The organism is Paeniglutamicibacter sp. (assembly GCF_046714615.1).
Lineage (GTDB): Bacteria > Actinomycetota > Actinomycetes > Actinomycetales > Micrococcaceae > Paeniglutamicibacter.
Genome location: NZ_JBKKAP010000022.1, coordinates 1 through 19,507 on the forward strand (window position 1 = coordinate 1; position 19,507 = coordinate 19,507).

The window sequence follows — 19,507 nt, forward strand, 5'->3', positions numbered from 1 at the left end:
GGAAAACCGGCTGCCGTCCATTGACCCAGCGATAGACACCCGCAGGATTCGACGTACTCAGGGAACTGGTCGGAACAAAGCCGTTCCTGCCCGCAACCAGGACCTTCGTCCAGGACCCGCTCTTGCCCAGCACCTCGACCTTGGTCTGGCGGTGGACCGAGACCACGGTGGCCGAGCTTACTGCCGCCTTGGCCTTCACCGCGGTGAACGACTTGGTGTAGTTGTACACCTTGGCCTTCGCCGGAGCCTTGATCGCCGTGGTGGAAAGCTTGGCGGACTGGATCCAGCCAATCCCAGCGCTGGTCCGCACCTGCTGCCAGGAACCCGAGGTCCGCAGCCACGTGATCCTCGTGTTGTTCGAAAGCGTGGCAATCTTCTTGCTCGAGGTTTTCGTACTTTGGAAGACGGGCTGTGCGCCCTTCACCCAATGGTAAACCGCCGAAGGATTCGACGAGCTGAGGGCAGAAGCCGGAACAAATCCTGTCTTCCCCGAGACCAGGACCTGGGTCCAGGAACCGCTCCTGCCAAGCACCTCCACCTTCGTCTGACGGTGAAGCGAAAGAACGTGGGCAGAACCAGCAGATGCCTTGGCCTTCACCGCGGTGAACGACTTGGTGTAGTTGTAAACCTTGGCCTTCTCCGCAGGAACAGATTTCAGGTAGTCGCCAGACACCCAACCGGTTTTCGACTTGTAGGAAACTTGGTGCCAGTTGCCACTGACCTTGAGTATGGTGAGCTTCGTGTTCTTGGGGACAAGCACCAACGAAGCCGACTTCACGCTGGCGCTCTTGCGCAGGTTCAGGTTGGCCGTGGTTTGCTTGACCGCTTTCGCCTGGGCGGCATTCACACTCACCGACGACATCGGAGCGATCGGCTGGGCGGTGGCCATTGTTGTTGGCCCGCCAATCAGTGCAACGGCAAGAGCCAGCACTACTCCAAGGTGTTTACGTTGCAATGTGGGCTCCTGGCAAGGCGAATGACGATCAACGCCTAACATTACCCAAAAACATCACGTCGACGAGAGGTTAAGCTGATCTTTCTGGTATGAGAGCAGCGGATTTCATCGGATATTCACCAAGACAGGTCACGCCTGGAGACCCGGGGATGTCCTAAAGATCAAACACCACCGCATTTGGCTCGCCCGCAGTGTTCTGCGTCGGGAAATATCACTCCAACGTGTTGGTTCGATCTAGGCGTCAAGAGTGTCGTCTTTCGCCGTTGGGATCCGAGGCGGCTGGCTATGTCCTTTGGCCATAGCCCGGGCCCAAGCCCGGCGGCTTTCCGCCGCGTGGGCAACGAGATGTGGGCGTGATAGCCATACGGGGTTCAGCCACGTACGACCATCACGCCCAAGGAAATTTCCTTAGCCCTGACGGGCTTTCATCCGCGGGTTCTTCTTGTTAATCACGAAGACCCTGCCACGGCGCCGGACGACCTGGGCACCGGGAATCTTCTTGAGCGCTCGGATGGAGTTGCGTACTTTCATTATTTTCCTTCGGTAGATATTGCAGTAAAGAATTGTCGGCGGCCGCCGCAGTTCTCAGGTCAGGTCCGTTAGCCGCAGAGCGTCGTCAAACTTGTTTGGCGATTCGAGGATTTCGGTGTCGGACAGTTCGCAGGCGCGCAGCAGCTCCGCCAACTCATACGCATCATTGGTGTCGCTGGTCAGCGCGATGTGGGTGTGCGCGGTCTCGGCGCCCCATTTTCCTTGGCTCTCCAGCCAAACGAACGGGCCGGCACCGCCAAGCACCATTTTGGTTTCCGGCGCGCTGCCGATCCACAAGGTGCCGCGCAACCACACGCAGCCCTCGGCCAGACCGTGCAACGCGTCCTTGAGCCGTACCGGATGCAACGGTCGCTCCGCATGCAGCTCCAGAGTCGTGAACGCCCGGTCCTGGGCCGAGGCCCCCTCGCCGTCGCCACCCTTGCCGCCTTCACGGACGTTGACGTTGCCGGGCGTCGAACGCCGGCGGGCGGATTGCGGATCGTAGATTGCAGGTGCGAGATCCTCGTCAGGGTGAATCACCGCAAGGTGCGGTCCCAGTTCGGTAAGCAGCTGGGCGCCGCGCAGGAAGTCGTCTCCCCCCGTTTGGCAACCGGGCGCGTCCGTTTCGAAAAGGTGCGCAAAGAGGCCCTCGAGCATCAGCGAACTGTCGGCGAAGGCGATCTCTTTGACGAGGAACTCGCCTGCCGTCCTGTCGTCCTCCGCCACGCTACTGAGGCCTGCCTGCCAGAGCGTGCGGTTGTCCCACATCTGGTCTTCAAGGGCGGCCGGATCCAGTGCCAGACAGACGGAGTCGAGTGCTCTCCCCCGCAACGCGAGTTGCGGCTCGAGGTACTCCAACACCATGTCCGCATTCACGCTTGGCGGCAATCCCACGATCACGTCTTCGGGCAGTGCGTCGAGGACGCGGGTCACCGTGGGCAACACATCAAGCCTCACGGTGCACGTGAGGCATCCATGCTCCAACGGGATTTCGGTTCGTTCCAGGCTTGTTGTTCCCCGGGACACGCGTCGCAGCACGCGTTCGCCCTCGAGCAGGTCGTGGCGAACCACCATCGCGTTGGGCATCGATGCCACCAAAGCGTCGAGCGCCTTGTCGCGGATGTGGGATTCAAGCGAGGTTACAAGTATGAGAGTCACGTCAATTACTTTAGTCAAGAATGATTCTCATTAGCAAGTTGGCCAGAGTGTTGCCTGCCGATTCATTCGCGAGCCGTCAAGCGTCAGCCGCCGGCACCCTGCGTCACCGTGTAGGCCCTCAGGCGCACGCTTCGCCTGCGTTAAACCAGCATGCTCAGGGCGCGTCGTGGTGGACCGGGACCACGACCACGGGCAGCTGCTGGTGGGCAATCACGTGGTGGGCTGTCGTCCCGTTGAGCAGTTCCGACATCCTCGCCCCGACACCCTTGTGCCGGGTGCCCACCACGATCATGCGCGCGTGCAGATCGCTGCCCAGCCTTGCCAACGCCTTGCCGGGATCCCCCGCCAGCACGCGCAGCGACCAGTCGATCTTGGTGCCGGCCATTGCGCTGTCAAGGATATGCAGGATGTCGCGGGCGTCCTCGGTCATGTCCTCGTCGATATCCTTGGGATGCAGCGAATTGCCGCGGATGTTTTCCTTGAGTTCCCATTCGACCAGATAGCTGTTGATCTCGACATAAGCGAAGACCAGTGGTGCACCCAGTGCCTCGGCCAGCACCCGGGCCTCGAGGACCACCCGCCTCGGCTGCTTGGGCAAGACCCCAACGATGATCGGTCCCATTCCCCCGACGTTTGGCACTTCCTTGTTCATCATGGCCTCCTGGCTTGGCTACAACCCCATCTCTTCCTACTGGATATTTTCCGCCCATATCACCGCGAGGGGAATACCGGTCCCGGTTGCCATCCATGCCCTGTCCACCGGACACCACCCTCCGCACAAAAAGGCCTGTCACCCCGGGTTTGCCCGCCGGACACCGGAACGGCGTCCAAGCGACATGCACCTTGGATACGTTGGGAAATCATGCGTGCAGCGCCACCGCCCATCACCGGAGGCGTGCCGGCTGTGTCCGAACATCCCAAGACACGCATGGATCTCGCATCCCACATGAAGGAAGTCATGATCCAGACCCAGAACCCGGCCCGCCGGAGCAAACGAGGTACGACCTCTGTCGCGGTACTTGCAGTGCTCGGCGGGGTGCTTGTGGCTCCCGCGCCAACTTTCGCAGCCGCGGCAGTGCCCGCCGACCCGGTCGTTTCCGCCACCGACACCACATGGCAGTACCTCGACGACGGAACCGACCCCGCCGCGGGCTCCACCGAGCTGCGATCCTGGATCGCACCGGGGTTTGACGACTCGGCTTGGAAGAGCGCCAAGGGCAGCTTCGGCGCCAAGAACGGCACGCTCTCCGCGGTCGGTCCGCATACTCCGGCAACCTTGCTGAACCATTATCTGGACGGTGCGGCCGCACCAACCGTTCCCACCTACTTCTTCCGTACCACCTTCGAGCTCGGCCAGGGTGCCGCGGCCGAGGTCGGTAGCATCATTGGGGACGTCGTACACGACGACGCATTGGCTGTGTGGATCAACGGCACAAAGGTCGCAGGTTTCCTTGACGAGCGTGCCACCGGCACCAAGAACCAGGAATACGCCGGCACCAGCAACGGGGACCCCGTCGCCAACACCTTCCATGCCGACCCCGAGTTGCTCGTCGATGGCATCAACACCGTGGCAATCGCCTTGTACCAGGACCGTGAGACCAGCTCGGACATCTACCTTGATGTCCCCTCCATCCGTCTGGCCAAGGTCGGCGAAACCATTGCAGCCCCGCCGTCCAGGGTGATCCTCACCCCGACGACCACACCCGAGACCTCGCAGTCCTTCTCCTGGCTCGCCGGGGATGCGAGCCACGCCAGCGGCCAGGTGCAGATTCGTCGCACCTCCGGCGGGCCGGTGCGCACCGTTGATGCCTACATGTCCGGCAAGGTCAACAACAATCCCAAGCCGCACTACTCGGCCACCGTCGCCGACCTGGTGCCCGCCAGCGAATACACCTACCGCGTCGGCCTCGAAGGCAGCTTCAGCGAATGGCACACGTTCACCACCGCCGACCCGAACTCCATGGACTTCCAGTTCCTGTACTACGGCGACGCCCAGATCGGATTGGACAGCACCTGGCCCGAGGTCGTTCGCCAGGCCGAGGCCAAGGCCCCGCACTCGATCGGTTCGGTCCACGCCGGCGACTTGATCAACACCGGCAACAATGAGACCGAATGGCTCAATTGGTTTGCCGGCATGACCAAGTCCGCGGCAACCACCAACATCATGGCTGCCCCCGGCAATCACGAATACTCCGGAGACAAGAAGCTCGCGGCGTGGAAGGCAAACTTCGAGTACCCGCACAACAACCCGGACACCGATACCATCGGTAAAATGGCCGACCTGGCCGTCGGCGACACGGATGTGGCACACCAGTACTCGGCCTACTTCGCCCACTGGGCCGAGTTCGCCGCCGAGACCGTGTACTTCACCGATTACCAAGACACCCGGTTCATCACCATCAATGCCACCCGCGACACCGCGTTCCTGACGCCGGACAACCTGCCGGCCTGCGCCGGAACCGAATGCCCCTCCACCAAGGTTGCGCGCCTCTGGACCGAATTCCAGGGCGCATGGCTTGACCACGTGCTGGAGGACAGCAAGTCCAAGTGGAACGTCGTCACCTTCCACCAGCCGGTCTTCTCCACCTCCGCCGGCCGCAACGAGCCGATCCTGCGCGAGGTCTGGGTCCCGGTCTTCCAGAAGCACAACATCGACCTGGTGCTCATGGGCCACGACCACACCTACGCCCGCGGCTACGTGAACACCGATGCAACGGACACCGCCGGTCTCACCACCGGCCCGGTCTACGCCGTCGCCAACTCCGGCGCCAAGCACTACGAGCTGGAAACCGATGCCAAGAACGTCTGGACCAACAACGGCGCCACCCAGGTGCTGCGCGGCGCGGGCGTGACCACCTACCAGGTCGTCGATGTGTCCAAGGACAAGATGGTCTACCGCTCCTACATTGCGGAGAAGACCGCCAAGGCAACCACCGACCTCCCGGTCGGCGCGCTCTACGACGAATTCACCATCACCAAGACCGACAAGGGCGGGAAGTGGGTCACCGAGGCCGGCATGGAGCCTCCCGCCACCCACGCGTGCCTGGAGAACCGCTCTGAAAAGGCCGGCTCCAACAATGGCAAGGGCCAAGAGAAGCGCAACGGCAATGCGAACTCGGACAATGCCAACCGTCCGGTGTGCGCCATCGGCCCCAAGTAGAACCTGTTTGGCTTGATCCTTCCGGTCTCCGGTTCCCACGGCATTCATGGGAGGCAAGGATAGGGCCACGCCCACGGCAATAGCCGGGTAACTACATGATTTCCAAGGATCGCCCGAACTTACCTTCGGGCGATCCTTGGTCTTTGGGGCAACGAACTGACTTTAGATCAGACCCAGCTCGGCAAAGGCCTCGGCAATCCCGTTGAGGCTCGGCGGGGGCGCAGTGCGGTCGGCCAGGGCCAGGAGCCCGGGATGAGATCCCTCGATGGCAACGCCGAGCCCCGCGAAGGCGACCATCTCCAGGTCGTTTTCCCCGTCCCCGAACGCGATGGTGTCTTCGACGGAAATGCCCAAACGCTCGATGGCCACCGCGACGCCATCGGCCTTGCTGATGCCGCGCCTGAAAAGCTCCCCGGTGTGCCGGCCCTCGTCGGCGATGGAATTCTCGACCACGGCGACGTCCTGGCCGATTTCGGCGGCAATGCTGCCCACCGTCACCGGTGCCTCGAACACGGAGATCTTGGCGAAGGACGGAAGGGCTGGGATCGGTGTCAGGGAGCCAACGATGGCAGAGGAGCCACTCGCCCGGGCGTCGGGACGCTGGCTGAAGTGCGCCTCGATTATCTCCCTCAATCGCGCTTCGGCCTCGCGGCGGACATGGAGCGAGTCCGGGGTTTCCAGCACGTAGACCGCATCGTGGGCGTCCAGCGCTGCCAGCGTCCGGGCGGCCATCTCGGCGGGGAACCGCCGGTCCATGAGCACCTCGCCCGCCACCTCGACGTAGGCCCCGGCGCTGGCAACCAGTCCGTCGAATCCGGCCTCGAGGATGTGTGCCGGAAGCATGGACAGTGGACGCCCGGTGCACAGCAGGACCTTGTGCCCCGCCGCGCGCGCCGCGCGGACAGCAAGCAGGTGGGCCGCGGGAACCACGCCGTAATCCGCATAGGTGCCGTCCACGTCAAGGAAGACAGCATGGCTGGTTTTCGTGGGCGATTGCTGCTTGGCGTGCATATTCACGGAGTCTACCGGGGCGGCCCGGCGGTGTCGCATCTGTTATCCCCCATGACGCCGCCCTGGACCCGGAACCGCTCGATCCCCCGGACCGAAACATCAGGGGGGCCAGGTTTCCCGGCCAGGCGTTGTTCATAGAGCTCCACACGTGCTCGCGCACCATTCGCCGGGCACTGAAGGTCGTTTCCGTCGAACGGCGGCAGTCCGCGCGCGTAAGGGTCGCGCATTCGGACAGGCCGGCGGCCATGGCCAGGGGCGTGTCCCGGATGAATCCAGTGACCCCGTCCAGCACGATCTCCGGGGCGGCCCCGCGAGGGGTGCCCAGCACCGGGGTGCCGGTGGCCATGGCCTCGATGGTGGCCACCCAAAGGGTTCGGCCCACTGGATGGGATTGAGCAAGGCAAAGGCCTCGCCGAGCGGAAGGAACTTTTCGCCGGCCCGCAACTCTCCGGATTATACGATGTCGCCGCCCAGCTCGGGACGGATGACGTTGGCAAAGTATTCGTGTTCGCCGGCGCTGGCCATCTTCGCCGCGATCCGCAATGGGACCCCGGCCCTGCGGGCCACGTGGATCGCGGTGAGCACGCCCTTGTTCGGGTGCATCCGGCCCAGGAAGCAGGCATAGCCACCGGTTCCGGTGCCGACCGGGATCCGGGCGGCGTCGAGCCGTGGTGGATGACCCGGCAAATGGCGACCCCGAGGGCGGTGGCCGCATGGTGCCGGGAAACTGCCACCAAGGGGGCGCGTTCGGAGATTGCGCCATAGACGGGCAGGGTAAGTGCATCCATGCGGTTGTGGGCCGTGGAGACCACCGGGATCCCCTGGGGCGAGCCCGCCGGCGGCGTCCGGGATTGACGTCAAATAGGTCGGCGAAATCGACTTCGACCCTAGGACGAGCGTGGCGGTGAACTCGCTGTTCGAATAGGTGTGGACAACAATGCGCTCTTTCAGCCCGCCATTGAGGCTGCGGTGGCGCTCGATGAGCGCATGGCTTTCGGTTTCCCGGCTTCCTGCCACCCGGCCGACGAACATGGCCTTGAAGGGCTGGAGGGCGGTACCGCACAGGGGCTCGACCTCCCTGCCGTTGATCCGCAACCGCCAGCCCGAGATGAAACCGGTTTCGCGGAAGAAGAATTCATGGGGGCGGATGCCGCCCATGCCGCTGTTGGCGGGCGCCAGCGCGAACGTGGTTCCGTGCAGTATGGTGAGGGCTCCCGGGCCCGCCAAGTGCCCACCCACCCCGGAGGTCCAGGCCCTCACCCTGGGAGAACGCCCCCGGGCACGGGTCTTGGGAGGTGCGCCGGATGCGACGTCGTGACGGCGCGACGGCGTGACGGCGTGGAGGCGGCGCGCGGCGCCTGCCCCGGGGCCGAAGACATTGGTGTGGTGTGGGCCCTGCATCATCAAAGTCCATCAAAAAGTGCGAACTGCCGTCCGCAGCTTGACCACAATACCCGGCATGGGCCGATGCCCCGGCCGGTGGAACAGTTTTCCGCCCCGAGGTGCACCCTCGCCGAAGGGCCCGGACCGGGGCGCACACTGCGCTTTCCTTCCCTGGCCCTGCGCGATGGACGTAGGGTGGGGACAAGGGTTGCCGCCCCCTCCATAGGTGCGCGGCCCACCATCCCCTCCGGGGGCCCGGCTCGCCGGCCAGGGCCTCCCCAAGCCGAATCCGAGGAGCAATCATGAATGATTTCCGGGGCGTCAGCCACCAGACCTACTCCAACTACCTGAACGAGCACTTCCTGGGATCCGAGGGCGGGGTCAATGCCTTCCGTGCGGCGGCAGACACCTGGAAGGGCACCGAGCACGAGGCGGCGTTCCTGTCCCTGTGCCGCCAGGTCATGACGGACCGCGAGGACCTGCGGCTCCTCATCGACCGCCTGGGCTACGGCGGGCACCCGCTGAAGATCGTGTTCACCCATGCGGTGCGCCTGCTGGGACGGGTCAATCCGGTGAACCTCCTGCGGCGGCGGCAGGCCGGCACGGCGCAGGTGGAACTGGACGTGCTGGCCGGGATGCTGCGCGCCAAGCTCTCCATGTGGGAAACCCTGATCCTGATTGCCGCCAAGGATCCACGCCTCGACGCCGACTTGCTGCGCGACCTGCAGGCCCGCGCCATCGACCAGATCGACCAGGTGCGCGGGATCATCGGGGCCACCTGGGAGGAACGCTTCTTCGCCGGGTAGCCACCAGAAAGGATCTACACCATGACACGAACCGCGATCGTCGTCGGCGCCGGGCCCAACGGCCTTGCCGCCGCCGCCCGGCTGGCCGAACACGGGGTGCAGGTGTCCGTGTACGAGCAGGGGGAACATCCCGGCGGGGCAGCGCGCTCGGCCGACACGCTGGGGCCGGGAACCATCGTCGACCTGGGTGCCGCGGCACACCCCTTCGGCATCGGCAGCCCCGCTTTCCGGCATCTTGACCTGGAACGCCACGGCCTGCGCTGGCTGCACCACCGCTACCCGATGGCCCACCCGCTGGATACCGGGAGCAGCGTGCTGCTGCATCCTGACCTCGAACAGACTGCCGAGGAGCTGGGCGTGGACGCGGGGGCGTGGCGGCTGCTCCACCGGGCGGTGGCCGGGCACCCGCTCGAATCCCTGCAAAACGCCACCGGTCCCCTGCTGCGCATCCCGCCGCACCCGCCGCTGATGGCAGGCTTTGGCGCGCGGGCGCTGTGGCCGGCCGGCGCCACCGCGCGGCTGGCCTTTCGCACCGAGGCCGCCCGCGCCCTCTTCGCCGGCTCGGCGGCACACTCGATGCTTCCGTTGAACCACGCGTTCACCGCCGGATTCGCGGTCCTCTTCGGAGGGCTGGGGCAGTCGCTGGGGTGGCCCGTGGCCCAGGGCGGAACCAACTCCATCATCAACGCCCTCGTGCGGCACCTGGCCCTGGCCGGGGTGGTGATTCACACCCACAGCCCGGTGCGCGACCTGCGCGAGCTGCCGGCCAGCGACGCGGTGCTGTTGGACCTGACCCCGCGACAGGTGCTGGAGTTGAAAGGCACGGGCATCGGCGGGCGCTACGCCGCCCACCTGCGGCACTGGAAGTACGGTCCCGGCGCCTTCAAGGTCGACTACCTGCTGGACGGGCCGATCCCCTGGCGGGACGAGCGGACCGCACACGCCGGAACCGTCCACGTGGGCGGTTCCCTGGCCGAGCTGATGGATGCGGAGCGGGAGGTTGGCCGGGGCAGGGTCTCCGCCCGACCCTTTGTCATGCTCGCCCAGCCCTCCGCCGTGGACGGGTCCCGGGCTCCTGCGGGCCGGCAGGTCATCTGGAGCTACGCGCACGTGCCCAATGGCTGCGACGCCGAGGTCGGGCCCCTGGTGGACCGGCAGATCGAACGCTTCGCCCCGGGTTTCGCCCAGCGCATCATCACCCGCGTGGAAACCCCGCCGCGCGCGCTGGAGGACTGGAACCCGAACCTGGTCGGCGGGGACATCGGCGGCGGCTCGCTGCGCGGGACCCAGCAGCTGCTGCGCCCGGCCCCCACGCTGCGGCCGTACCGCGCCGGGGCGCCGGGGCTCTACATCTGTTCCTCCTCCACGCCGCCGGGCGGCGGAGTACACGGCATGGCCGGGTGGCACGCGGCCCATGCGGTGCTGCGGGACCTTGGCATCGCCAGGCGCCCCACCACAACCGGCGAGACCGGCGCTCGTCCGTAAGGCAGGAGTCCATGGAAGAAACCAGGCCCCCTCATGCGCTCACCGAACAAATTGCGAATCCCTGGTTCCGACTGGTGCCGACCCCCGGCCACGGACAGCGCCTGGGCGCCGAGGTCTGCCGGCGCACTAAGAAATGGCTCGAGATCGTGCGTTTCAAGGAGCAGGTCCCGCATGTATTCGTTTGCGGAGATCACCGTCCAACCTATCTGTCGGTTTTCCCACCGTCGGCCCGGATTCGGGCCTTGGCGCTGCCTTGGAAAAAACGGCATCGAAACCGATCATCGCCTGCAGGTGGGCGGAAACGACGACTTGTTCACCTGTCACCATCTATCCAGGTGCTACGTGCATTCAGCCCAAAAACAAGGCCTCGGAGTCCTGTGGCCGGTCGCCGACCAGAACACGGGACCGGCCCCGCCAGGCCGGGGAAACCGTTCCCGAGCACCTGCCCAGCGATTCCCGGCGATCCGGGATCCCGGAAATCGCTGGGCCGTGCGGGCAGCACAAACGGCGACCCCCAGGCCGATTCGGTCTACGCTCTACTTATGACACGCAACCTGGAAGTCGACTGGATCGATCCGATGACCGCGCACGTGGCCAACCGAACCGGACGCGCGGTGTTTGACGTTGATCTGCGTACCACGGGAAAAGTCACCGTGGATGGCAAATCGGACTGGAGCTTCACGGCCGAGAAACTTCCCGATGGGGAATTCATCGGCCTCTACCAGGTCAAGGACGACGTCGGGTGGGCCACTGCCCCGCCGTTTTTGGAAATTACGTGGCGCAGCGAGGATTCCACCGAGGAAAGCCACACGCGCGTGCCCCTTCACCATAACCAGGAATAGGTTCTAGGCGCACCTCACCGTTGGTGGTTCAGTTCCATGCCAGCCGTCGGGTGCCTCCCCACGCCCGTTTCGGAAGAGCCCCTTCGCCAGTCCGCCAACGATGGGCCCCGGCCTGGCAGGGCCGAATGGTTCCGGGGGCCAGTCCCCGGAACCATTCGCCGGTGAGATCCTCGGGTTGGCAGGAGGCAAAAGTGGATATCCATTTGGCCGGCCAAGAGCCATGAACCGGCAGTAACGCCCATGGAACCGCAGGCAAAGGGAATCCCTGCCGGATTTGTCCGACACGTCAGGACATCCCCCATGCAAAACGGGAACGGAAAAAAGACTGATGCCGAGACATCCTTGACTACGGTCTGACCAGTACGTAAGGATGGTCAGACCGATAGCCGATCTTCAACCGCATCACCGGGATTCCTTCCAGGATCGTGGAATGTTTAGGCGCTCTGGGCCGCGATATCGTGCCGGCGCAACAAGAAGCAACGAGGTTTCCCATGAGCACCACAAAAGATCTCACGGCGTCTGCGATCCTGCTCAATGCCAGCGCCCACGCCTCGACCGCGAGGGAAGAACGCGTGAGGGTGAGCACCGACCGTTCGGGGTACCTCCCGCCGAGCCTTCCCGATGGCGTCGTCTACGCGATGAGCGCGGACGAGGTCGTGAATACCATGAAGCTGGCCACCGCACACAACGTACCCGTCGTTCCCCGGGGCGCGGGCACCGGACTGGCCGCAGGGGCATCCGCGCAGGCGGGCGAAGTCGTCCTCGATTTGTCCCGGATGAACCGGATCCTGCATATCGACCCGGTTGAGCAGCTCGCCGTGGTCGAGCCTGGCGTCCTGAATGCCGAAGTGAACGCCGCTGCCGCCGCCCATGGACTGTTCTACGCCCCCGATCCGGCCAGCACCGCCATCTGTTCCATCGGCGGCAACATCGCGACCAACGCCGGTGGCATGTGGTGTGCCAAGTACGGCGTGACCCGCGAGTCCGTGCTCTCGCTTCGGGTGGTCCTGCCCGACGGCCGGATTCTGGTCACGGGTCGGAACACCATCAAGGGCGTCACCGGCTATGACCTCAACGCCCTGATGATCGGATCCGAGGGGACCCTGGGCATCGTCGTGGAGGCGACCCTGCGGCTCCGCCCAGCCCCCATCCAGACCGCCACGGTCGCCGCCTACTTCGCCAATGTCGAGGCCGCCGCCATGGCCGCCTCGGCGATCATCGCCGCGCGGATCCAGCCCTCCGTGCTTGAACTCATGGACGGCCCCACGCTCGAAGCCGTGGACGCCGCCCAGGGAACCAACCACCGGGCCAAGGGCGGGGCCTTCCTGCTGGCACAAACCGACGGATACGGCGCGTTCCTTGAACAGGACGTGCTGATCCGGGCCATCGAGCCCTTCGCCACACACATCGAGAAGGCGGCCGACACCGCAACAGCGGACGCACTGGTGGCCGCCCGCCGCCAGGCGATCCCCTCTCTGGAGCGCCTGGGCCGGGTTTCCATCTGCGACATCGGCGTTCCCCGCAACAGGCTCGCGGACGTGTTCGCCGGCCTGGCGGAGATCTCCACTAACACCGGGGTAAAGATCTTCAACGTCGCCCACGCCGCCGACGGAAACCTCCACCCCATGATCGTCGTGGATCCGGAGGAAACAATCACCGAGGGCCCGGCCAAGGAGGCCCTGGCCGAGATGTTTTACCTGGCCAAGCGGCTGGGCGGAACGCTTACCGGCGAGCACGGCGTCGGTCTGCTGAAACGCGACTGGCTCCAGGAGGAACTCGGCGACGTGTCGCTGGAAATCCAGCACGCCATCCGCAGCGTGTTCGATCCGAAGGGAATCCTGAATCCGGGCAAGGCAATCTAGCGATGGCCGGGAACCGGAAGGCAATGGCAGTCCTCTCCCCGGGGCGGGATGGAATCATGACGGGCGCCGATGCCCCGCCGGCCCCCACACGGAGCTACGACGCGTTCCTGCAGGACACCGAATCGGGGCTGCGCTCCGGGAGGATCAAGACCGGGGACCAGCTGCCCGTGGAGCGCATACTTGCCGAAACGTACGGAATCTCCCGCGCATCGGTGCGCGAGGCAATGCGCATCCTGGACGCCATGGGCATCCTGCGCAGCCCCAGCGGTGCTGGGCAAAATCCGGGGCGCTTGTCGTCTCCGAGCCCTCCGCGGGATTCTCCTCCGTGCTTTACCTGCACGTTGCCAGCAGCGGGCTTCCCGTATCCGAAATCGTCGAGGCAAGGATCCTGCTGGAAACGTGGGCAGCACGCGCCGCCGCGCAGCGTCAAAACCCCGCCGACCTCGAGCCTGCCCGGGACCTGCTGGCCGCCATGGACAAGCCGGACATCGACCCGGAGGAGTTCCACGCCCTCGATGCGCAGTTCCACCTGGCGTTCAGAGCCCTGGCCGGAAACACCGTCATCGAAACGATCATGGAATCCCTCAGCGGCTCCATTCGCGGCTACATCAAGGGTGCCTTGGCTTCCCTGGGCCAATGGCCCGTGGTGCTGCAGTCGCTCAGGGACCAGCACCACGCGATCCTCGACGCCGTCGAGGCGGGAAACGGGGACATGGCGGCCGGCCTTCTGCGCGACCACGTGGCGTGGTTGTACGAGCGGACCAGGGACACGGAATAGGGCCGGCGCCGCTCGCCTGGCACTGGCTGGTGTGGACCGCCAACGACAAAACCCGCCCCGACAAAAGTCGGGACGGGCATCGTCTTGTGGACAACCAGCGGAACGAAACCGCTGTCACCTGAGGTTCAGCACACCTTAGCGGGCGACGGAACCTTCGGTGTAGTCATCGGAGGTCTTCCAGGAGAAGAGCTGGCGCAGTTCGCGGCCGGTCTCCTCGATCGGGTGCTCCTCGCCCTTCTTGCGCAGTTCCAGGAACTCCGGTGCTCCGGCATCCTGGTCCTCGATGAAGCGCTTGGCAAAGGCACCGTTCTGGATGTCGGCGAGAACTGCCTTCATGTTCTCCTTGACCTCCGGGGTGATCACGCGCGGGCCCGAAACGTAGTCGCCGTACTCGGCGGTGTCCGAAACGCTCCAGCGCTGCTTGGCGATGCCGCCCTCCCACATCAGGTCAACGATGAGCTTGAGCTCGTGCAGCACCTCGAAGTAGGCGATTTCCGGCTTGTAGCCGGCTTCGGTCAGGGTCTCGAAGCCGTACTGGATCAGCTGCGAGGCGCCGCCGCAAAGCACAGCCTGCTCGCCGAACAGGTCGGTCTCGGTCTCTTCGGTGAAGGTGGTCTCGATGACGCCCGCACGGGTGCCGCCGATGGCCTTGGCGTAGGACAGGGCCAGGGCCTTGGCGCCGCCGGTGAAGTCCTGCTCCACGGCGATCAGGTCGGGAATGCCGCGGCCGGCTTCGAATTCGCGGCGCACGGTGTGGCCCGGTGCCTTCGGTGCGACCAGGGCAACGTCGACGTCTGCCGGCGGGGTGATGTAGCCGTAGCGGATGTTGAAGCCGTGGCCGAAGAACAGGGCGTCGCCCGGCTGCAGGTTCGGTGCGATGTCCTCGGCGTAAACGAAGCGCTGGACCTGGTCCGGGGTCAGGATCATGATCAGGTCGGCTTCGGCCACTGCCTCGGCAACGGAGACAACGCGAAGGCCTTCGGCCTCGGCCTTGGCGATCGACTTGGAGCCGGCCTTCAGGCCGACGCGCACGTCCACGCCGGAGTCGCGCAGGTTCAGCGCGTGGGCGTGGCCCTGGGAACCGTAGCCGATGACGGCGACGGTGCGTCCCTGGATGATCGAGAGGTCTACATCGTCGTCGTAGTACATGTCAGTCACTGTGGTTTCTCCTTGGTATCAGTGTGAAGCTTGTTTGCGTTTTAGGCAGAGACGGAGCGCAGGGCGCGGTCCGACATCGATTTGGAGCCGCGTCCAACGGCAAGTGTGCCTGCCTGGACGATCTCGCGGATGCCGAACGGTTCAAGCACTGCCAGCAGCGCGTTGATCTTTTCGGCGTTGCCGGTGGCCTCAATGATGAGTGAATCGGTGGACACGTCCACCACGGAGGCACGGAAGAGGTCTGCGGCCTGGGTAACCTGCAGGCGGGTGGCCGCATCGGCGCGCACCTTGACCAGGATATGGTCTCGTTGCACCGAAGCCTCGGGCATCAGCTCAACGATCTTGATGACGTTGATGAGTTTGTTTAGCTGCTTGGTGACCTGCTCGAGCAGGTCGCCCTCGGCGTCGACGACCACGGTGATCCGGGAAATTCCCTTGATCTCCGTGGGGCCTACGGCCAGCGAGTGGATGTTGAAGGCGCGGCGGGCGAAAAGGCTTGCCACGCGGGTCAATACGCCCGGTACGTCTTCGACGAGTACGGAAAGAGTGTGTCGTGCCATGGGGTCTTAGTCCTCTTCTTCCCACTCGGGCGTCATGCCGCGAGCAATCTGGATCAGGTCGTTGCTCACGCCGGTGGGGACCATCGGCCAGACCATCGAGTCCCGCGAGACCACGAAGTCGATGACGACCGGGCGGTCATTGATGGCCAATGCCTGCTGGATGGTCGCGTCGATGTCCTCGTCGCGTTCGCAACGCAGCCCCACGCAACCATAGGCGTCGGCGAGCTTCACGAAGTCGGGGACGCGCGCGGTGCCGTGGCCGGTGTTCAAATCGGTGTTGGAGTAGCGGGAATCGTAGAACAGGGTCTGCCACTGGCGGACCATGCCCAGCGAGGAGTTGTTGATGATCGCGACCTTGATCGGGATGTTGTTGATCACGCAGGTGGCAAGTTCCTGGTTGGTCATCTGGAAGCAGCCGTCGCCGTCGATGGCCCAGACCACGCGGTCGGGGTTGCCGACCTTTGCGCCCATGGCCGCCGGGACCGAGTAGCCCATGGTGCCCAGTCCGCCGGAGTTCAGCCAGGCGTGCGGGCGCTCGTACTTGATGAACTGCGCGGCCCACATCTGGTGCTGGCCCACGCCCGCCACGTATACGGCCTCGGGTCCGGTCAGCTCGCCGATCCGCTGGATCACGTGCTGCGGTGCCGAGAGGCCGTCGTTGGTGGGGGTGAAACCGATCGGGTAGGTCTCGCGCAGCCGGCCGATGGTGTTCCACCAGGCAGACAGGTCAGGGGCGCCGGCCTCGGTGAAGAGGGTGCGGCAGGCCTCGGTGAGCTCGGGGATGATTTCCTTGACCGAACCGACGATCGGGATATCCGCCGTGCGGTTCTTGGAGATCTCCGCCGGGTCGATGTCGGCGTGGATGACCTTGGCGTTGGGGGCAAAGGTGTGCAGCACCCCGGTGACGCGGTCATCGAAGCGGGCGCCGAGGGTGATCAGCAAGTCGGACTGCTGCAGCGCGGTGACCGCGGAGACCGAGCCGTGCATGCCGGGCATGCCCACATGCAGTTCGTGGGAATCCGGGAATGCTCCGCGGGCCTGCAGGGTGGTGACCACCGGGGCGCCGACCAGCTCGGCGAATTCCTTCAGTTCGGCCGAGGCGTGGCCCTTGACGACGCCGCCGCCGACGTAGAACACCGGGCGGGAGGAGGCCGCGATCAGCTTGGCTGCCTCGCGGACCTGCTTGTTGTGTCCGCGCACCACCGTCTTGTAGCCCGGCAGGTCGATCTTCGGCGGCCAGGAGAATATCATCTTGGACTGCTGTGCGTCCTTGGTGATGTCCACCAGCACCGGGCCGGGACGGCCCGTCGCTGCGACGTGGAAGGCGGAAGCCAGGATCCGCGGGATGTCCTCGGCCTTGGTGACCAGGAAGGAGTGCTTGGTGATGGGCATGGTGATGCCCACGATGTCGGCTTCCTGGAATGCATCGGAGCCGATGAAGGCGCTGTGCACCTGGCCGGTGATGGCAACCATGGGGACCGAGTCCATGTGCGCGTCGGCAATGGCGGTGACCAGGTTGGTGGCCCCGGGGCCGGAGGTGGCGATGCACACCCCGACCTCGCCGGTGACCATGGCGTAGCCCTGGGCCGCGTGGCCCGAGCCCTGTTCGTGGCGGACCAGGATGTGGTTGATCTTGGTCGAGTCCATGAGCGAGTCGTAGGTGGGCATGATGGCCCCGCCCGGCAACCCAAAGACGTCCTTGACGCCCAATTCTTCCAGTGAGCGCACAATGGCTTGTGAGCCAAGCATCTCGGTGGGAGCAATGATGTTGTTCGGGCCCTGGACCAGGCTCGATGCTTCCACGACGGAAGAGACAGCGGCATCCTTGCTACGGTTGGCGGGCTTGGCCGGCAGCGAGGGGCTGGCGGGGGTTCCGTTACTCATGGGGATATATCCTTCTCTATCTCTTCTAACCCTGCACATAAAAAAACCCCAAAGACACCTTGCGGCGAATGGGGTTTGCGCGTCACCGAAGCCCTCCATGTTAGGGAGGGGCCCAAGCTCAGCGCTTGATAACTAGTAGTACTTCGGTGCGGATATGCATGTGTCCAGTTTGGTCGCCGCCAAAGCCAGAGTCAAACGCCCACGCCCACAATCTCATTATATGAGACTGTTGTCCGAGGGGTGGACGCCTTGGCGACGTCCACCCCTCGGTTCAGGCTATTTACTAGCCACAGTATGCGCCGGTCGAGGCGGAGTTGACCAGCTTGACGTACTTGCCCAGCACACCGGTGGTGAACTTGGCCGGAATCGGCTCCCAGCCGACCTTGCGCGCCTCGAGCTCGGTCTCATCAACCAGGAGGTCGAAGGAGCGGGCTGCGATGTCGACGCGGATCTTGTCGCCGTCCTTGACGAACGCGATCGGGCCGCCGTCGACGGCCTCGGGTGCGACGTGGCCGATGCACAGGCCGGTGGTGCCGCCGGAGAAGCGGCCATCGGTGAGCAGCAGGACATCCTTGCCCAGGCCAGCACCCTTGATGGCGCCGGTAATGGCGAGCATTTCGCGCATGCCCGGGCCGCCCTTGGGGCCTTCGTAGCGGATGACCACGACGTCGCCGGCGTGGATCTCGCCGTTGTCCAGGGCAGCCAGGGCACCTTGTTCGCGGTCAAAGACGCGTGCGGTGCCCTCGAAGACATCGGCGTCGAAGCCAGCGGACTTCACGACGGCGCCCTCGGGTGCCATCGATCCGTGCAGCACGGTGATGCCGCCGGTCTTGTGGATCGGGTTGTCCATGGCGCGCAGGATCTTGCCGTCGACATCCGGCGGGTTGATCTCCGCGAGGTTCTCGGCAACGGTCTTGCCGGTGACGGTCAGGCAGTCGCCGTGCAGCAGGCCTGCATCGAGCAGGGCCTTCATGATCACCGGAACGCCGCCGATCTTGTCCACGTCGGTCATGACGTAGCGGCCGAAGGGCTTGAGGTCACCCAGGTGCGGGATCTTGTCGCCGATGCGGTTGAAGTCGGCCAGGGTCAAATCGACCTCGGCCTCGCGGGCAATGGCCAAAAGGTGCAGCACTGCGTTGGTGGAACCGCCGAAGGCCATGGTCACGGCGATCGCGTTCTCGAAGGCCTGCTTGGTCAGGATCTGGCGGGCCGTGATGCCCAGCTTGAGCAGGTTGACCACCGCCTCGCCGGACCTGCGCGCAAATCCGTCCCGCCGCCGGTCCACCGCGGGCGGCGCTGCCGAACCAGGCAGCGACATCCCGAGCGCCTCGGCCGCGGACGCCATCGTGTTCGCGGTGTACATGCCACCGCAGGCACCCTCACCCGGGCAGATCGCGCGCTCGACGGCATCGACCTCGTCACGGGTGATCAGACCTCGCGCGCAGGCACCGACGGCCTCGAACGCGTCGATGATGGTGACGTCCTTGTCACCGAGCTTGCCGGGCATGATCGAACCGGCGTACAGGAAGACGGAGGCCAGGTCGAGTCGCGCGGCGGCCATCAGCATCCCGGGCAGCGACTTGTCACAGCCGGCCAGCAGGACCGAGCCGTCCAGCCGCTCGGCCTCCATCACCGTCTCGACCGAGTCGGCGATGATCTCGCGGCTCACCAGCGAGTAGTGCATGCCGACGTGGCCCATCGAGATGCCGTCGGAGACGCTGATCGTGCCGAACTCCAGCGGGTACCCGGCCGCCTCGTGCACCCCTGCCTTGGCGGCCTTCGCCAGGCGGTCCAGGGACAGGTTGCACGGCGTGATCTCGTTCCAGGACGAGGCCACGCCGATCTGCGGACGGGTCATGTCCTGTCCGTCATGCCGACGGCCCGCAGCATCGCCCTGGCCGGGGCGCGGTGGTCGCCTTCCGTCACATCTGTGC

16 protein-coding genes and 2 pseudogenes are annotated in these 19,507 nt (G+C 65.1%); 7 read left to right on the plus strand and 11 right to left on the minus strand.

Annotated features, from left to right (window positions below; all coding sequences use genetic code 11):
• From ACLQ7E_RS02715 to ACLQ7E_RS02730, 4 genes are all read right to left on the minus strand, one after another.
• A partial coding sequence (locus tag ACLQ7E_RS02715) for an SH3 domain-containing protein (protein ID WP_411731014.1) occupies positions 1 to 889 on the minus strand: 889 nt, incomplete at its 3' end.
• A gap of 474 nt (positions 890 to 1,363) precedes the next feature.
• On the minus strand, positions 1,364 to 1,486 hold the full coding sequence (ykgO, locus tag ACLQ7E_RS02720; protein WP_411731015.1) for a type B 50S ribosomal protein L36: 123 nt from the start codon (positions 1,484 to 1,486) through the stop codon (positions 1,364 to 1,366).
• A gap of 54 nt (positions 1,487 to 1,540) precedes the next feature.
• A complete protein-coding gene (locus tag ACLQ7E_RS02725) occupies positions 1,541 to 2,662 on the minus strand; it encodes a GTP-binding protein (protein ID WP_411731016.1) in 1,122 nt (373 codons plus the stop codon).
• A 136-nt stretch (positions 2,663 to 2,798) separates the two neighbouring features.
• Positions 2,799 to 3,299, minus strand: coding sequence for a universal stress protein (locus ACLQ7E_RS02730; RefSeq protein ID WP_411731017.1), 501 nt, complete (start codon positions 3,297 to 3,299; stop codon positions 2,799 to 2,801).
• Between the two features lie 273 nt (positions 3,300 to 3,572).
• On the opposite strand from ACLQ7E_RS02730, the gene ACLQ7E_RS02735 reads away from it, so the two are divergent.
• Positions 3,573 to 5,804, plus strand: a complete 2,232-nt coding sequence (locus ACLQ7E_RS02735) for a fibronectin type III domain-containing protein (RefSeq protein ID WP_411731018.1) — start codon at positions 3,573 to 3,575, stop codon at positions 5,802 to 5,804.
• A gap of 162 nt (positions 5,805 to 5,966) precedes the next feature.
• On the opposite strand, the gene ACLQ7E_RS02740 is transcribed toward ACLQ7E_RS02735, so the two are convergent.
• The 3 genes from ACLQ7E_RS02740 to ACLQ7E_RS02750 all read right to left on the minus strand — a co-directional run bounded on the left by ACLQ7E_RS02740 (position 5,967) and on the right by ACLQ7E_RS02750 (position 8,219).
• The gene (locus ACLQ7E_RS02740) at positions 5,967 to 6,815 is read right to left on the minus strand and encodes an HAD-IIB family hydrolase (RefSeq protein WP_411731028.1); all 849 of its coding nucleotides are present in this window, start codon (positions 6,813 to 6,815) and stop codon (positions 5,967 to 5,969) included.
• The gene (locus tag ACLQ7E_RS02745; protein ID WP_411731019.1) at positions 6,763 to 7,197 is read right to left on the minus strand and encodes a glycosyltransferase; all 435 of its coding nucleotides are present in this window, start codon (positions 7,195 to 7,197) and stop codon (positions 6,763 to 6,765) included. The genes ACLQ7E_RS02740 and ACLQ7E_RS02745 overlap by 53 nt, the downstream gene beginning before the upstream one ends.
• A 71-nt stretch (positions 7,198 to 7,268) precedes the next feature.
• Positions 7,269 to 8,219 (minus strand): glycogen debranching N-terminal domain-containing protein, encoded by a 951-nt coding sequence (locus ACLQ7E_RS02750; protein WP_411731020.1) that lies wholly within the window; start codon positions 8,217 to 8,219, stop codon positions 7,269 to 7,271.
• 281 nt (positions 8,220 to 8,500) lie between these two features.
• Between ACLQ7E_RS02750 and ACLQ7E_RS02755 the strand changes: the two genes are divergently transcribed.
• The 6 genes and pseudogenes from ACLQ7E_RS02755 to ACLQ7E_RS02780 all read left to right on the plus strand — a co-directional run bounded on the left by ACLQ7E_RS02755 (position 8,501) and on the right by ACLQ7E_RS02780 (position 13,971).
• Entirely contained in the window at positions 8,501 to 9,004 is a 504-nt protein-coding gene (locus tag ACLQ7E_RS02755; RefSeq protein ID WP_411731021.1) for a hypothetical protein, read from the plus strand.
• Positions 9,005 to 9,025: 21 nt separating this feature from the next.
• Positions 9,026 to 10,489: a phytoene desaturase family protein gene (locus ACLQ7E_RS02760; protein WP_411731022.1), complete on the plus strand. Its 1,464-nt coding sequence runs from the start codon at positions 9,026 to 9,028 to the stop codon at positions 10,487 to 10,489.
• An 11-nt stretch (positions 10,490 to 10,500) separates the two neighbouring features.
• Positions 10,501 to 11,331 (plus strand): hypothetical protein, encoded by an 831-nt coding sequence (locus ACLQ7E_RS02765; protein WP_411731023.1) that lies wholly within the window; start codon positions 10,501 to 10,503, stop codon positions 11,329 to 11,331.
• Between the two features lie 491 nt (positions 11,332 to 11,822).
• Positions 11,823 to 13,193 (plus strand): FAD-binding oxidoreductase, encoded by a 1,371-nt coding sequence (locus tag ACLQ7E_RS02770; RefSeq protein ID WP_411731024.1) that lies wholly within the window; start codon positions 11,823 to 11,825, stop codon positions 13,191 to 13,193.
• 56 nt (positions 13,194 to 13,249) lie between these two features.
• Positions 13,250 to 13,408, plus strand: a pseudogene (locus tag ACLQ7E_RS02775) (GntR family transcriptional regulator); the annotation flags it as partial.
• A 110-nt stretch (positions 13,409 to 13,518) separates the two neighbouring features.
• Positions 13,519 to 13,971, plus strand: coding sequence for a FadR/GntR family transcriptional regulator (locus ACLQ7E_RS02780; protein ID WP_411731025.1), 453 nt, complete (start codon positions 13,519 to 13,521; stop codon positions 13,969 to 13,971).
• 135 nt (positions 13,972 to 14,106) lie between these two features.
• On the opposite strand, the gene ilvC is transcribed toward ACLQ7E_RS02780, so the two are convergent.
• The 4 genes and pseudogenes from ilvC to ilvD form a co-directional block, all read right to left on the minus strand.
• Complete coding sequence (gene ilvC / locus ACLQ7E_RS02785) at positions 14,107 to 15,129, minus strand: ketol-acid reductoisomerase (protein ID WP_411731026.1); 1,023 nt, start codon at positions 15,127 to 15,129, stop codon at positions 14,107 to 14,109.
• A 41-nt stretch (positions 15,130 to 15,170) separates the two neighbouring features.
• Positions 15,171 to 15,689, minus strand: a complete 519-nt coding sequence (gene ilvN / locus ACLQ7E_RS02790; protein WP_264269403.1) for an acetolactate synthase small subunit — start codon at positions 15,687 to 15,689, stop codon at positions 15,171 to 15,173.
• Between the two features lie 6 nt (positions 15,690 to 15,695).
• A complete protein-coding gene (locus ACLQ7E_RS02795; RefSeq protein WP_411731027.1) occupies positions 15,696 to 17,573 on the minus strand; it encodes an acetolactate synthase large subunit in 1,878 nt (625 codons plus the stop codon).
• 283 nt (positions 17,574 to 17,856) lie between these two features.
• A pseudogene (ilvD, locus tag ACLQ7E_RS02800) lies at positions 17,857 to 19,499 on the minus strand (dihydroxy-acid dehydratase).
• Between the last annotated feature and the right edge of the window lie 8 nt (positions 19,500 to 19,507).

Bases quoted from the DNA above. Each gene is read 5' to 3' on its own strand.
- ACLQ7E_RS02795 (WP_411731027.1), bottom strand. From the start codon at position 17,573: ATGAGTAACGGAACCCCCGCCAGCCCCTCGCTGCCGGCCAAGCCCGCC.
- ACLQ7E_RS02755 (WP_411731021.1), top strand. From the start codon at position 8,501: ATGAATGATTTCCGGGGCGTCAGCCACCAGACCTACTCCAACTACCTG.
- ACLQ7E_RS02735 (WP_411731018.1), top strand. From the start codon at position 3,573: ATGGATCTCGCATCCCACATGAAGGAAGTCATGATCCAGACCCAGAAC.
- ACLQ7E_RS02765 (WP_411731023.1), top strand. From the start codon at position 10,501: ATGGAAGAAACCAGGCCCCCTCATGCGCTCACCGAACAAATTGCGAAT.
- ACLQ7E_RS02760 (WP_411731022.1), top strand. From the start codon at position 9,026: ATGACACGAACCGCGATCGTCGTCGGCGCCGGGCCCAACGGCCTTGCC.
- ACLQ7E_RS02740 (WP_411731028.1), bottom strand. From the start codon at position 6,815: ATGCACGCCAAGCAGCAATCGCCCACGAAAACCAGCCATGCTGTCTTC.
- ilvN (WP_264269403.1), bottom strand. From the start codon at position 15,689: ATGGCACGACACACTCTTTCCGTACTCGTCGAAGACGTACCGGGCGTA.
- ykgO (WP_411731015.1), bottom strand. From the start codon at position 1,486: ATGAAAGTACGCAACTCCATCCGAGCGCTCAAGAAGATTCCCGGTGCC.
- ACLQ7E_RS02730 (WP_411731017.1), bottom strand. From the start codon at position 3,299: ATGATGAACAAGGAAGTGCCAAACGTCGGGGGAATGGGACCGATCATC.
- ACLQ7E_RS02750 (WP_411731020.1), bottom strand. From the start codon at position 8,219: ATGATGCAGGGCCCACACCACACCAATGTCTTCGGCCCCGGGGCAGGC.
- ACLQ7E_RS02770 (WP_411731024.1), top strand. From the start codon at position 11,823: ATGAGCACCACAAAAGATCTCACGGCGTCTGCGATCCTGCTCAATGCC.